The sequence below is a fragment of the Methylobacterium sp. PvR107 genome, from assembly GCF_017833295.1.
Classification (GTDB): Bacteria; Pseudomonadota; Alphaproteobacteria; order Rhizobiales; family Beijerinckiaceae; genus Methylobacterium.
This window is the reverse complement of sequence record NZ_JAFIBW010000001.1, coordinates 3,302,090-3,316,144: the sequence shown is the minus strand read 5'-3', so window position 1 is coordinate 3,316,144 and position 14,055 is coordinate 3,302,090. Positions and strand designations below refer to the sequence as shown.

The 14,055-nt window shown below is 70.4% G+C and carries 8 protein-coding genes; 5 read left to right on the top strand and 3 right to left on the bottom strand.

Annotation, left to right across the window (positions count from 1 at the left end; genetic code table 11):
• Positions 1–72: 72 nt before the first annotated feature.
• The 3 genes from JOE48_RS15670 to JOE48_RS15660 form a co-directional block, all read right to left on the bottom strand.
• Positions 73–1,284, bottom strand: coding sequence for an ABC transporter permease (locus JOE48_RS15670; protein ID WP_210031227.1), 1,212 nt, complete (start codon positions 1,282–1,284; stop codon positions 73–75).
• Positions 1,285–1,531: 247 nt separating this feature from the next.
• The gene (locus JOE48_RS15665; protein ID WP_210031224.1) at positions 1,532–2,026 is read right to left on the bottom strand and encodes a DUF4112 domain-containing protein; all 495 of its coding nucleotides are present in this window, start codon (positions 2,024–2,026) and stop codon (positions 1,532–1,534) included.
• A 90-nt stretch (positions 2,027–2,116) separates the two neighbouring features.
• Positions 2,117–3,271 carry an aminotransferase gene (locus tag JOE48_RS15660; RefSeq protein WP_210035817.1) on the bottom strand — a complete coding sequence of 385 codons (1,155 nt, stop codon included), beginning with the start codon at positions 3,269–3,271 and terminating at the stop codon, positions 2,117–2,119.
• Between the two features lie 365 nt (positions 3,272–3,636).
• Between JOE48_RS15660 and JOE48_RS15655 the strand changes: the two genes are divergently transcribed.
• The 5 genes from JOE48_RS15655 to JOE48_RS15635 all read left to right on the top strand — a co-directional run bounded on the left by JOE48_RS15655 (position 3,637) and on the right by JOE48_RS15635 (position 14,053).
• On the top strand, positions 3,637–3,807 hold the full coding sequence (locus JOE48_RS15655) for a hypothetical protein (protein WP_210031222.1): 171 nt from the start codon (positions 3,637–3,639) through the stop codon (positions 3,805–3,807).
• 296 nt (positions 3,808–4,103) lie between these two features.
• The gene (locus JOE48_RS15650; protein ID WP_210031220.1) at positions 4,104–5,495 is read left to right on the top strand and encodes an MdtA/MuxA family multidrug efflux RND transporter periplasmic adaptor subunit; all 1,392 of its coding nucleotides are present in this window, start codon (positions 4,104–4,106) and stop codon (positions 5,493–5,495) included.
• Positions 5,496–5,733: 238 nt separating this feature from the next.
• Positions 5,734–8,862, top strand: a complete 3,129-nt coding sequence (locus JOE48_RS15645) for an MdtB/MuxB family multidrug efflux RND transporter permease subunit (protein ID WP_210031218.1) — start codon at positions 5,734–5,736, stop codon at positions 8,860–8,862.
• Positions 8,859–12,317 carry an efflux RND transporter permease subunit gene (locus JOE48_RS15640; protein WP_210031217.1) on the top strand — a complete coding sequence of 1,153 codons (3,459 nt, stop codon included), beginning with the start codon at positions 8,859–8,861 and terminating at the stop codon, positions 12,315–12,317. The genes JOE48_RS15645 and JOE48_RS15640 overlap by 4 nt, the downstream gene beginning before the upstream one ends.
• Positions 12,318–12,514: 197 nt before the next feature.
• Positions 12,515–14,053 carry an efflux transporter outer membrane subunit gene (locus JOE48_RS15635; protein WP_210035815.1) on the top strand — a complete coding sequence of 513 codons (1,539 nt, stop codon included), beginning with the start codon at positions 12,515–12,517 and terminating at the stop codon, positions 14,051–14,053.
• Positions 14,054–14,055: the final 2 nt, after the last annotated feature.

The window sequence follows — 14,055 nt, the reverse complement described above, 5'->3', positions numbered from 1 at the left end:
GGAGCGCCGGACCCCGCGTCGTTTCGTCCGGTCCCGCGCCGCATGCGCGGCCCGGAAAACTTCAGGTTCCCGTCAGGCGAAGGTCTTGCGTGGGTCGAACGCGTCCCGCACCGCCTCTCCGGCGAAGACCAGCAGGCTCAGCATCACGGCGATGACCAGAAAGCCGGTCAGCCCCAGCCAGGGGGCCGTCAGGTTGTCCTTGCCCTGGGCGAGGAGTTCGCCGAGCGAAGGCGAGCCCGGCGGCAGGCCGAAGCCGAGGAAATCCAGCGAGGTCAGCGTGGTGATCGAGCCGTTCAGGATGAACGGCAGGAAGGTCAGCGTCGCCACCATGGCGTTCGGCAGCAGGTGGACGGCCATGATCCGGATATTCGACAGGCCCAGCGCCCGGGCGGCCCGGACATATTCGAAGTTCCGGGCGCGCAGGAACTCGGCGCGCACGACGCTGACCAGCGACACCCAGGAGAACAGCAGCATGATCCCGAGCAGCACGAAGAAGCCCGGGGCGATGAAGGCCGAGATGATGATGATCAGGTAGAGCGTGGGGATGCCGCCCCAGACCTCGATGAAGCGCTGGAAGGCGAGATCGACCCAACCGCCGAAATAGCCCTGCACGGCGCCGGCCACCACGCCGATCGCCGAGGAGATCGCCGCCAGGATCAGGCCGAACAGCACCGAGATGCGGAACCCGTAGATCACCCGCGCCAGCACGTCCCGGGTCGTGTTGTCGGTGCCGAGCCAGTGCCAGGGGATGTCGGCGCAGCTCGATCCGCCGAGCTTCTCCGCCACCGGCCGGCACTGCGCATCCGAAAGCATCCAGGTCGGCGGCGACGGCGAGGGCGTCGGCAGGTCCTCGTTGATCGTGTCGTAGGAGAACCGGATCGGCGGCCACAGCGCCCAGCCGTTCTCGGCGATCTCCTTGCGGATCTCGGCGGAACGGTAATCGGTCTGCGCGAGGAAGCCGCCGAATTTCTCCTCCGGATAATCGACCAGCACCGGGACGAGCCATTCGCCCTTGTAGGACAGCAGGATCGGCCGGTCGTTGGCGATGAACTCGGCGAACAGGCTGAGGATGAACAGGGCGGCGAAGATCAGGAACGACCCATAGCCGAGGCGGTTGCGGCGGAAATTGTCGAGGCGCCGCCGGTTGAGCGGCGACAGGCCGCGGCGTCCGGCCGGGGCGGGCGGCGGGGACACGCCCTCATCCGGACGCAGGACGATCGGCTGGGCGCCGGGCATCGGCGCGGGCACGACCTCGCTCTCGCCGGGACGGGCGACTTCGTTCATCGCTGGGGTCTCCCGAACCTCGCAGAGCGCATCCGCCCTTCCCCCTCTGCCGGGGAGGGTGGTCCGGCCGTCAGGCCGGGTCGGGCCGGGACGAAGTCCCGCAAGCGGGGAGCGACGTTGCCGGAGAGGTCGCAGCGGGCGCCAAGACCCGCAGCGTCGCGCCGCCCCTCTCCCCCCCTGCTGCGCAGGGTACCCGCCCCCGCAAAGGGGAGAGGGCAGGTGCCGAGATCTGAGAGCCCTGAGATGCTCAGCCGTCGATCCGCGTCGCGATGCCGTCGATCTCGGTCGGGCGCACGCCGCCGCTGCGCTCCAGCCAGCGGCGCAGCAGACGGACGTTGCGTCGGTTCGCCTTGAAGGCGGCATCGAACAAGTCGCCCGCAACCGGCACCGCGCCGATCAGCCCGTCGAACGCGACATTCAGCCCCATCCGGGCCAGCAGCCAGCGCGGCGCCCCGAGGCGCTTGGCCTCGTAGACGATGTACGACGAGATCACCATGCCGGCCACGTCGCCGATCACCGGCACGAGGCCGATCAGCGCGTCGAACCCGACCCGCCGGTTGATGCCCGGGATCACGAAGGCCGTGTCCATCAGGTGCGCCAGCGTCTCGAGCCGGGCGAGGCTCGCCTCCTGGCTGAGATCGGCCGACAGGAAGGGCGGCCGCGCGCCGGAGGGCGCCTTGCCGCCGGGAAAGGTCTCGGTCCGGGTGAAGTGCCCGGCCCGGGGAGCCTGGGTGAAATCCATGGTCGGGGTCCGTCGGGAAGCCATCCTGCCCAACGATGTGGCCCCCGCACCGGATCCCCGCAAGGAACGCGTCCGTCAGGAACCGCCGCGTCACGCCGCCCTCCCGGGAACGCCGCGCAGCCGGTCGAGGGCCGCGTCCAGGGTCGCGTCCGCCTTGGCGAAGCACAGGCGCACGAGGCTGCGCACGGAGGCGTCCGGGTAGAAGGCGCTGACCGGAATCGCCGCCACCCCGTGGCGGGTGACCAGCGCCTCGCAGAAGGCCGTGTCGTCGGCGTAGCCGCGGTCCGCGATGTCGATGTTGAGGAACCACGTGGCCTCGGCCGGCAGCACCCGGAAGCCGAGATCGCGCAGGCCGCCGGCCAGCCGGTCGCGGGAGGCGGCATAGCCCGCCCGCATGGCGTCGAACCACGCGGGCGGCTTGGCCAGGCCGTAGGCCACCGCCTCCTGGAGGTTCGGCGGCGTCGTGAAGGTGAGGAACTGGTGCGCCTTGGCGAGCCCGCGCATCAGCCGGGCATCGGCCATCACGAAGCCGACCTTCCAGCCGGTGAGCGAGAAGATCTTGCCGGCCGAACCGATCTTGACCGTCCGCTCGCGCATCCCGGGCAGCGCCATCAGCGGCCGGTGGCGGGCGCCGTCGAACACCACGTGCTCCCAGACCTCGTCGCACAGCGCCGTGACGTCGAAGCGCCGGCAGTAGCGGGCGAGCAGGTCGAGGTCCTCCGGGACGAACAGGGTGGCGCTCGGATTCAGCGGATTGTTCAGCACCACGACCCGGGTACGATCCCCGAACGCGTTCGCCAGGGCGGCCTCGTCGAGGCGGAAGGCAGGGGGCTGCAGGGCGACGATCCGCGGCACGCCGCCGGCACGCCGGACCAGCGGCAGGTAGGCGTCGTACATGGGCGCGAACAGCACGACCTCGTCGCCGGGCTCGATCAGGGCCAGCAGCGCGCCGGCGAGCGCCTCGGTGGCGCCGGAGGTCACCATCACCTCGGTCTCGGGATCGAGCGTGAGCCCCTGATGCTGCGCGTAATGGGCGGCGACCGCCTCCCGCAGGGACGGCAGCCCCATCATCGGCGGATACTGGTTCCAGCCGTCCAGGAGCGCCCGCGCGCCCCGTTCACGCACGTCCTCCGGCCCGGGATCGTCCGGAAAGCCCTGGCCGAGATTGATCGCGCCGTGAACCCGTGCCAGCCGCGACATGGTCTCGAACACGGTCGTGGGCAGGGTGTCGAAGACCGGGTTCATGCGGCGCGGCACGGCAGGTCGAGTGCGGCGGGAGATGTCGCGAGGGATCTCGGCATCGTCGGCCTGTAGCATGCGACGGAGGATGGACGGAATCCGGGCCCGTCACGCGCGGAACGTGCGCATCCGCACAGACGCCATCCGGCGGGCCCAACAACCGGCTGACGAATGTTGACTTTCATCACTCGTATCGTAGGTTGAGAACACGGTCGGAGCGGCGCTCTCGCCGGCGGGGCTTCGCCCCCTCGCCCCGTCAGCGGGGTGCCGCTCCGGTCCTCACGAAGGGCCATCGACTTGCGGGTCGGTGGCCCTTTCGTCATGTCCGGAGCCGGCCGTCCCGATCGCCGGAGCGGCATTCGGGAGCCGACATGCGGATGACGGCGCGCGACGTTCTCAGCTGCCTGATCCTGGCCGTCCTGCTCGGCGGTGCCGGGCTCGGCCTGCGCCGCGCCCTGCCGGTCACGCCCGTGGATGCGGCGTTCCGCGCGGTGCTCAGCGCCTACGCGGCGCCGGCCGGCGGCCCCCAGCAACACGATTGAAACCTCGCCGCCCTAGTGACGGCGCATTGGGCAGGCACCGAGGAGCCCGCACGATCGAGGCCGCCCGGTGGCCATGTCGCCGCGGTAAGGAGCCGTTCGGGTCCCGGACAGCTTTATGGGCTTACGCTCCTCCTGCGGGATCGGCGCCGCCGCCGTCCCGACGGGAGGGTGGGCTTCGGCGAGGTCTTCGGGCCGCGGCAGCATGCGGCACCGCGGAGACCGGACATGGGGGTTTGGACAGTGAGGGATAGGGTGCAATCGGTCGCGCACGTGACCGTCCTGTGCTCTAGTCAGGCATGAACGAGAGTTCACCGATCCGGACCGACACCGCCCGCGCCTACCAGCCCGGCGAAGCGCCCGCGCGCGACGTCCGCAGGCGGCGGTTCCGGCCGATCCGCTGGCTCGTGATCCTGGTGCTGGTCGCCGGCGCCGGGGCGATCGGCCATCGCTGGTACGAGGCCCGCACCGACAAGGGCGCGGAGCCCGCCACGGCCCACAAAGGCGGCGGCCGCGGCGGCCGGCATGGCGGCGCCGAGATGCCGCAGGCGGTGGGCATCGCGCATGTCACGACCGGCGACATGCCGGTGATTCTCCAAGGCCTCGGCACGGTGACGCCGCTCGCCACCGTGACGGTGAAGTCGCAGATCAGCGGCTATCTCACGCAGGTGAAGTTCCGCGAGGGCCAGACCGTCAAGGCGGGCGACGAGCTCGCGCAGATCGATTCGCGGCCCTACGAGGCGCTGCTCGCCCAGTACCAGGGCCAGCTCGCCCGCGACCAGGCGCTGCTGCAGAACTCGAAGCTCGACTTCCAGCGCTACCAGACCCTGAACCGGCAGGATTCGATCTCGAAGCAGAACGTCGACACGCAAGGCGCCCTCGTGAAGCAGAACGAGGGTACGGTCGCGGCCGACCAGGCGCTGGTCGATCAGCAGAAGCTCAATATCGCCTACACGCACATCACGTCGCCGGTGGAGGGCCGGGTCGGCCTGCGCCAGGTCGACCAGGGCAACTACATCTCGGCCGCCTCGACGGCGATCGTGGTGGTGACCCAGCTTCACCCGATCTCGGTGGTGTTCACCCTGCCGGAGGACGACGTGGCGCGGGTGATGCGGCAGGTGCGGGCGGGCGCCAAGCTGACGGTGCGGGCCTATGACCGCGGCGACGCCCACGAGATCGCCAACGGCCGGCTCGACACGGTCGACAACCAGATCGACACGACCACCGGGACGGTGAAGCTGCGCGCGCTGTTCGACAATGCCGACGAGGAGCTGTTCCCGAACCAGTTCGTCAACGCCAAGCTGACCGTCGACACGGTGCGGGGCGCGACGCTGGTGCCGAATTCCAGCCTGCTCCAGGGCACGCCGGGCACCTACGTCTACCTGATGGACGGGGACAGCAAGGTCACGGTCCGGCCGATCAAGACCGGCGAGACCGACGGGACCAGCACGGTGGTGGCTTCCGGTTTGAACCCGGGCGACCGAGTGGTCACGGACGGCACCGACCGGCTGAAGGACGGCGCGCCGGTGCGGATCACCGAGGGCGCGCAGGCGGCCGGGGGTGACAAGGCCGCCGAGGCCAAGCCGGACGGCAAGGGTGAGGTGAAGCCCGGCGCGCCGGCCGACGCGGCGGCGGATTCCCAAGGGACAGCGGAGGGCGGTCGTCGGCACCGGCGCCGTCAGGCGCAGTGAGCGCGGTTCTGGCGCGCGATAGCCGCCTCACTCCCTCCCCCCTCTGCGGGGGAGGGTGGCCCCTGCGTCAGCAGCGGTCGGGTCGGGACGAAGTCCCGCGAGGGGGGAGCGACGCTTCCGAACTGGGCGCGCCCCTCATGAAGGGCGGTACCCTCTCCTGCACCGGCGCGCCCCTCTCCTCCCCTGCTTCGCAGGGTACCCGCCCCCGCAGGGGTGGGAGGGAGAAGGCGCGCCTGTCATGAACCCGTCCCGCCTCTTCATCCTCCGCCCGGTCGCCACGACGCTGCTGATGCTGGCGATCCTGATCGTCGGCGGCGTGTCGTACCTGAACCTGCCGGTCTCGGCGCTGCCGGCGGTCGACTATCCGACGATCCAGGTCCAGACCTTCTATCCGGGCGCGAGCCCCGAGGTGATGACCTCCTCGGTCACGGCCCCCCTGGAGCGGCAGTTCGGTCAGCTCGCCAACCTCAACCAGATGACCTCGCAATCCTCGGCGGGCGCCTCGGTCATCACCCTGCAGTTCAGCCTGGACCTGTCCCTCGACATCGCCGAGCAGCAGGTCCAGGCGGCGATCAACGCCGCCGGCAACCTGCTGCCCTCCGACCTGCCGGCGCCGCCGATCTACGCCAAGGTCAACCCGGCCGACGCGCCGGTCCTGACGCTGGCGCTGACCTCCAAGACCCTGCCGCTCACCCAGGTGCGCGACCTCGCCGAGTCGCGGCTCGCCCAGAAAATCAGCCAGGTGGCGGGCGTCGGCCTCGTGAGCATCTCCGGGGGGCAGCGCCCGTCCGTGCGGGTCCGGTTCAACGCAAGGGCGCTCGCCGCCTACGGGCTGAACATCGACGACCTGCGCACGACCATCACCAACCTCAACGTCAACACGCCCAAGGGCACGATCGACGGGCCCAAGCAATCCTACGCGATCAACGCCAACGACCAGATCCGCGACCCGAAGGCCTACGATTCGGCGATCATCGCCTACCGCAACGGCGCCCCGGTGATGCTCTCGGAGGTCGCCGACGTGGTCGAGGGGCCGGAGAACACCAAGCTCGGCGCCTGGGCCGACGCGACGCCGGCGGTGATCCTCAACATCCAGCGCCAGCCGGGCGCCAACGTCATCGCCACGGTCGACAAGATCAAGTCGCTGCTGCCGCAGATGCAGGCGAGCCTGCCGGCCGCCGTGGCGGTGGCGCCGCTCACCGACCGGACCACCACGATCCGCGCCTCCGTGGAGGACGTGCAGTTCGAGCTCGGCCTCGCCATCGCCCTCGTGGTGCTGGTGATCTTCCTGTTCCTGCGCAGCCTGTCGGCGACCCTGATCCCGAGCCTGTCGGTGCCGCTGTCGCTGGTCGGCGCCCTGTCGGTGATGGACCTCTACGGCTTCTCCCTCGACAACCTGTCGCTGATGGCGCTGACCATCGCCACCGGCTTCGTGGTCGACGACGCCATCGTGGTGATCGAGAACATCGCCCGCCACGTCGAGGCCGGCGACTCGCCGCTCGAAGCGGCGCTCAAGGGCTCCCGCGAGATCGGCTTCACCATCATCTCGCTCACCGTCTCGCTGATCGCCGTGCTGATCCCGCTCCTGTTCATGGGCGACGTGGTCGGGCGGCTGTTCCACGAATTCGCCATCACACTGGCGGCCACGATCATCATCTCGGCGGTGGTGTCGCTGACCCTGGTGCCGATGCTGTGCGCGCGGCTCCTGAAGCACGTGCCCGAGGCCGAGCCCCGCCACCGCCGGGAGGGCGCGATCGCCCGCCTCGGCCGCCGCGCCATCGACGGCACCATCGATTCCTACGGCCGCTCGCTGCGGGTGGTGCTGGACCACCAGGGCCTGACGCTCCTGGTGGCCCTGGGCACGCTGGCGCTCACCGCCTACCTGTTCGTCGTGATCCCCAAGGGCTTCTTCCCCGTGCAGGACACGGGCGTGATCCAGGGGATCACGCAGGCCGACCAGTCGGTCTCCTACGCCGCGATGGCCGAGCGCCAGCAGCGCATGGCCGAGATCGTCCTCAAGGATCCGGACGTCGCCAGCCTGTCGTCGTTCATCGGGGTCGACGGCCAGAACGTCACGCTCAATTCCGGCCGGATGCTGATCAACCTGAAACCCCGGGAGGAGCGCACCGCCTCGGCCAGCGCGATCATCCGGCGGATCTCGGCAGCCGCCGCCAACCAGCCCGGCATGCGGCTGTACATGCAGCCGGTCCAGGACCTGACCATCGACACCGCGGTCTCGGCGACCCAGTACCAGGTGATCCTCGAGAGCCCGAACATCGACGATTTCGAGACCTGGGTGCCGCGCTTCACCGAGGCGCTGGCGAAGTCGCCCGTGGTCACCGACGTGGCCAGCGACCACCAGGGCCAGGGGCTCGCCGCCTACGTGACCATCGACCGGCCCACCGCCGGCCGCTACGGCATCACCCCGGCGACCATCGACAACGCCCTCTACGACGCCTTCGGCCAGCGGATCATCTCGACGATCTTCACCCAGTCGAACCAGTACCGGGTGATCCTGGAGGCCGACCCGAAGCTGCACACGACCCTGCGCAGCCTCGAGGCGATCTACCTGCCCTCCTCCACGGCGGCGAACGGGCAGGTGCCGCTCTCCGCGGTGGCGCGGATCAGCGAGCGGCGGGCGCCGCTGCTGATCTCGCATCTCGGCCAGTTCCCGGCCACCACGGTGTCGTTCAACCTCGCCCCGGGCGCCGCCCTCGGGCAGGGCGTCGAGGCGATCGACCAGGTCAAGGCCGAGATCGGCCTGCCGCCCTCGTTCCGGGTGGTGCCGCAGGGCTCGGTCTTCGCCTTCCAATCGGCGCTCGGCAACGAGCTGTTCCTGGTCCTGGCGGCGATCGTGACCGTCTACATCGTTCTGGGCGTGCTCTACGAGAGCTTCATCCACCCGATCACGATCCTCTCGACCCTGCCGTCGGCGGGGATCGGGGCGCTGCTCGGCCTGATGCTGTTCGGCCTGTCGCTCGACATCATCGCGGTGATCGGCATCGTGCTCTTGATCGGCATCGTGAAGAAGAACGCGATCATGATGATCGACTTCGCGCTCCAGGCGGAGCGCGAGGACGGGCTGGAGCCGCGCGAGGCGATCTTCCAGGCCTGCCTGCTGCGCTTCCGGCCGATCCTGATGACGACGCTGGCGGCCCTGTTCGCCGCGGTGCCGCTGATCCTCGGCACCGGCGTCGGCTCGGAATTGCGCCAGCCGCTCGGCATCTGCATCGCGGGCGGCCTGATCGTCAGCCAGGTGCTGACCCTGTTCACGACGCCGGTGATCTATCTGGCGTTCGACCGGCTGGAGCGGCGGATTTCCGGGCGGCGGGGGCCCGACCTCGCGGCCGGCGAGGCGCTGCCGTGAACATCTCCGAGCCGTTCATCCGGCGGCCGGTCGCGACCACGCTGCTCACGATCGGCGTGCTGCTCGCCGGCCTGTTCGCGTTCCTGAAGCTGCCGGTGGCGCCGCTGCCGCAGATCGACTTCCCCGTCATCCTCGTCCAGGCGCAGATGGCCGGCGCCTCGCCCGACACCATGGCGGCCACCGTGGCGGCGCCCCTCGAGCGGCGGCTCGGCGCCATCGCGGACGTCAACGAGATGACGTCGACCAACACCCTGGGCTCCACCCGGATCGTGCTGCTGTTCGGCCTCAACCGCGACATCGACGGGGCGGCCCGCGACGTCCAGGCGGCGATCAACGCGGCGCGCGCCGACCTGCCGGCGGCGCTCCGGCAGAACCCGACCTACCGGAAGTTCAACCCGGCCGACACGCCGATCATCATCCTCGGCATGACCTCGCAGACCCTGACCCGCGGCCAGGTCTACGATTCCGCCGCCACCGTGGTGCAGCAGAAGCTGTCGCAGCTGCCCGGCGTCGGCAATGTCGATATCGGCGGCTCGTCCCTGCCGGCGGTGCGGGTCGAGCTCGATCCCACGGCGCTGTTCAACTACGGCATCGGCCTCGAAGGCATCCGAGCGGCTCTGGCCTCCGCCAATGCCAACTCGCCCAAGGGCGAGATCGACGTCGGCGACCGGCGCTACCAGCTCTACGCCAACGACCAGGGCCGCAAGGCCGCCGACTACCGCGACATCATCGTGGCCTACCGCAACGGCGCGGCGGTGAAGCTCACCGATGTCGGCCAGGTGCTCGACGGGGTCGAGGACAAGCGCAACCTCGGCATCGTCAACGGCGAGCCGGGCGTGCTGCTGTTCGTCTACAAGCAGCCCGGCGCCAACGTGGTCGAGACCATCAACGCCGTGAAGGAGGCGCTGCCGCAGATCACCGCGGCGCTCCCCGGCGGCATCGACATCAAGCTCACGGGCGACCGCAGCGCCACGATCCGCGCCTCGCTCTCGGCCACCGAGGAGACGCTGCTGGTGGCGGTCGGCCTCGTGATCCTGGTGGTGTTCGGCTTCCTGCGCTCCTGGCGGGCCACGCTGATCCCGGCGGTCGCCGTGCCGATCTCGATCATCGGCACCTTCTCGGCGATGTACCTGCTCGGCTACTCGCTCAACATCCTGTCGCTGACCGCGCTGATCATCGGCACCGGCTTCGTGGTCGACGACGCCATCGTGGTGCTGGAGAACGTCCAGCGGCACATCGAGGAGGGCAAGCCCCGGCTCCAGGCGGCTTTGATCGGCGCCCGGGAGGTCGGCTTCACGGTGATCTCGATGAGCCTGTCGCTCATCGCGGTGTTCCTGCCGATCCTGCTGATGGGCGGCCTCGTCGGCCGGATCTTCCAGGAATTCTCCGTCACCCTGTCGCTGTCGATCCTGATCTCGCTGGTGCTGTCGCTCACCACGACGCCGATGATGTGCGCCCGGCTGCTGCGGGCCGAAGGTCACGGTCCGGACGGCGCCCCCGCCGCAGGGCGCCGGCCGAACTGGCTGATCCGGATCCTGGAGGGCGGCTTCAACCGGCTGCTCGGCGCCTACGCGCGGACCCTCGCGGTGGCGCTGGCCCATCCGCGCCTCGTGCTGCTGAGCCTGCTCGCCACGGTCGGCCTCAATGTCTACCTCTACGTGATCGTCCCGAAGGGCTTCTTCCCCGAGCAGGATACCGGCCAGATGATGGGCGGCGTCCAGGCCGACCAGCGCATCTCGTTCCAGTCGATGGAGAAGAAGCTCAAGCAGGCGACCGCGATCGTCGGCGCCGATCCGGCGGTCGAGAGCGTCGTCGGCTTCACAGGCGGGCGCGGCACCAACTCGGCCAACGTGTTCGTCGGGCTGAAGCCGCTGGGCGAGCGGGCGCCGATCTCCACCGTGATGGCGCGGCTGCGGCCGAAGCTCGCCCAGGTTGCGGGCGCGCGGCTCTACGTCTTCCCCCGCCAGGACCTGCAGATGGGCGGCCGCCAGAGCTTCGCACAGTACCAGTACACCCTCCAGGGCGACACCGCCGAGGAGTTGTTCGCCGCCGCCCCGAAGCTGCTCGCCGCCCTGCAGAAGGACCCGACCTTCGCGGACGTGACCTCCGACCAGCAGGAGGGCGGGCTGGAGAGCCGGGTGGTGATCGACCGGGCGACCGCGTTCCGCTACGGCATCACCCCCAACAAGATCGACAACACCCTCTACGACGCCTTCGGCCAGCGCCAGGTCTCGACGATCTACAACCCGCTGAACCAGTACCACGTCGTGATGGAGATCGCGCCGCGCTACCTGGAGACGCCGGAGACGCTCAAGCAGATCTACGTCTCGACCTCCGGCGGCAACGCGGCCGGCTCGGCGACCACCAACGCGGTCGCCGGCACGGTCGCGGCGGGCGGCAGCGTCAACACCAACGCGGCAACCGGCACGAGCAGCCCGGGTAGCGCGTCGTCCGCCACCAGTGCGGGCGCCGCCACCGGCACCGGCGCGGTCGGCGCCGCCTCCGGCAGCACCGGCGCGGCGGCCGCGGCGGCTTCGGCCAGCACGGCCGACACGGCGTCGAATGCCGCCGCCATCGCCTCCGACTCGGCCCGCAATGCCTCCTCCAACGCGATCGCGGCCTCCAAGGGCGGCGCCTCGTCGAGCGCCCCGGTCTCGGCCGCCAAGGAGACGATGGTGCCGCTCTCGGCCTTCGCGCGGATCGAGCCGGGGAACGCCCCCGTGCAGGTCAGCCACCAGGGCCTGTTCGTGGCGACCACGATCTCGTTCAACCTCGCGCCGGGCAAGAGCCTGTCGGACGCCACCGAGGCCATCGACCGGGCGATGGCCTCCCTGCATCTGCCGGCCACGATCCACGGCGAGTATGCCGGCGCGGCCAAGAACTACGTCGCCTCGGCCTCGCGGCAGCCGCTGCTGATCCTGGCGGCGATCCTGGCGGTCTACGCCGTGCTGGGGATCCTGTACGAGAGCTTCGTGCACCCGCTGACGATCCTCTCGACCCTGCCCTCGGCCGGCGTCGGCGCGGTGCTCGCCCTGCTGGTGACCGGCACCGACTTCACCATCATCGCGCTGATCGCCGTCTTCCTGCTGATCGGCATCGTGAAGAAGAACGCGATCATGATGATCGACGTGGCGATCGACGCCGAGCGGACCCGGGGCGCGAATCCCGTGGACGCGATCCGGGACGCCTGTCTCCTGCGCTTCCGGCCGATCATGATGACGACGCTGGCGGCCATGCTCGGCGCCGTGCCGCTGATCCTGGCCAACGGCGAGGGCGCGGAGCTGCGCCGGCCGCTCGGCATCGCCATCGTCGGCGGCCTGATTGTGAGCCAGATCCTGACCCTCTACACCACCCCCGTCGTCTACCTCACCCTCGATCGCCTCCGGCACAGGGTGCTCAACCGTCGCAGGCGCGCCGGACGGGGCGGAGAAGCGGCGCTGCCGGCCGGGGAATGATGGTTAAGGTTTCACGTGAAACAGCGGCGGCGATGAGCGCGCGCGCGCTCACCCCTCCTCCCCCCTTTGCGTGGGAGGGTGGCCCGCGCGTCGGCGAGGGTCGGGCCGGGATGCAGTCCCGCAAGAGGGGAGCGACGGTGCCGCAAAGGTCGCCACAGGCGCCGAAACCTGCCCCGTCGCGCTGCCCCTCTCCCCCCCTGCCGCGCAGGGTAGCCTCCCCCGCAGAGGGAGGTTGGAAAGCGTCGCGCACCTTCGCATCCCTCCTCCTCGCTGCCCCGCTCCTCGCCGGCTGCGTGGTCGGGCCCGATTATGCCCGGCCCTCCGTGGAGACGCCGTTCGCCTACAAGCAGGGCGGTGTCCGGGAGGACAGCCCGGCCTATGTCGCGGCGCGCAAGAAGGGCTGGCGCGAGGCCCGTCCGAGCGATGCGGTCGAGCGCGGCGACTGGTGGCGGGTGTTCCGGGATCCGACGCTCGACCGGCTGATCCGGCTGGTCGATGTCGACAACCAGTCGCTCCGGCAGGCGGTGGCGAATTACCGGCAGGCCCGGGCGCTGGTCGCCTCCGCGCAGGCCGCCCTGTATCCGACGGTGATCGGCGCGCCGAGCATCACCCGGACCGGCAGCGGCACCACGACGCGGACCAACGTGGCGCTGATCGGCCAGGCGAGCTGGGAACTCGACCTGTTCGGCGGCACCCGCCGCAACATCGAGAGCGAGGCGGCGCTGGCGCAATCCGACGCCGCCACGATCGCGCTGACCCGCCTGTCCATCCAGGCCGAGATCGCGGCCGATTACCTGACGGTGCGCTACGCGGATGCCCTGCAGAAGGTGCTCGACGAGAATGTCGAGAACTTCAAGAAGACCCTGGCGATCACCGAGAACCAGTACGCCGCCGGCGTGGCGGCCCGCTCCGACGTGATCACCGCCCAGACCCAGGTCCAGACCATCCAGGCCCAGGCCATCGCGGTGCGGCTGACCCGGGTGCAATACGTCAACGCCATCGCCACCCTGATCGGGCGGCCCCCCTCCGAGGTGTCGATCCCGGTGGCCGGCATCGGGCGCAATCCCCCCGGGGTACCGGTCGGGATCCCGGGCGATCTCCTGGAGCGCCGGCCGGACGTGGCCCAGGCCGAGCGGCTCGTCCAGGCGCAGAGCGAGCGTATCGGCGTGGCGGTGGCGGCCTTCTTCCCGACCGTGACGATCTCGGCCCAGGGCGGCATCTCGGGGGCGACCCGCAACGGCCTGCTCTCGGCGGCCAATCAGGTCTGGTCGGTGGCGGCCTCCGGCAGCGAGGTGCTGTTCGACGGCGGCGCCCGCACGGCGGCCTTGCGCTCGGCCGAGGCCGGCTACGACGCCGCGGTGGCCAATTACCGGCAGGTGGTGTTGGCCGCCTTCGCGGAGGTCGAGAACCAGATGGCGGCGTTGCGCATCCTCGGCCAGCAGCAGGGGGCGCAGGACACCGCCGTGGACCTGTCGCGCAAGGCCGTGGAGATCACCCTCAACGAGTACCGGGCCGGCACCCAGAACTTCACCACCGTTGTGACCGCGCAGAACCTGCTGGTGACCAACGAGGTCAACGCCCTTCAGGTGCGGCTGAGCCGCTTCACCGCGGCGGTGACGCTGATCCGGGCGCTCGGCGGCGGCTGGGACGTGCGCGCCTTGCCGAGCGATTCCGAGCTGAAGGGCCCGAGCCTGCCGATCGACCGGGGCGGTCAGGCGGTCCGCCCGGACGAGTAGGG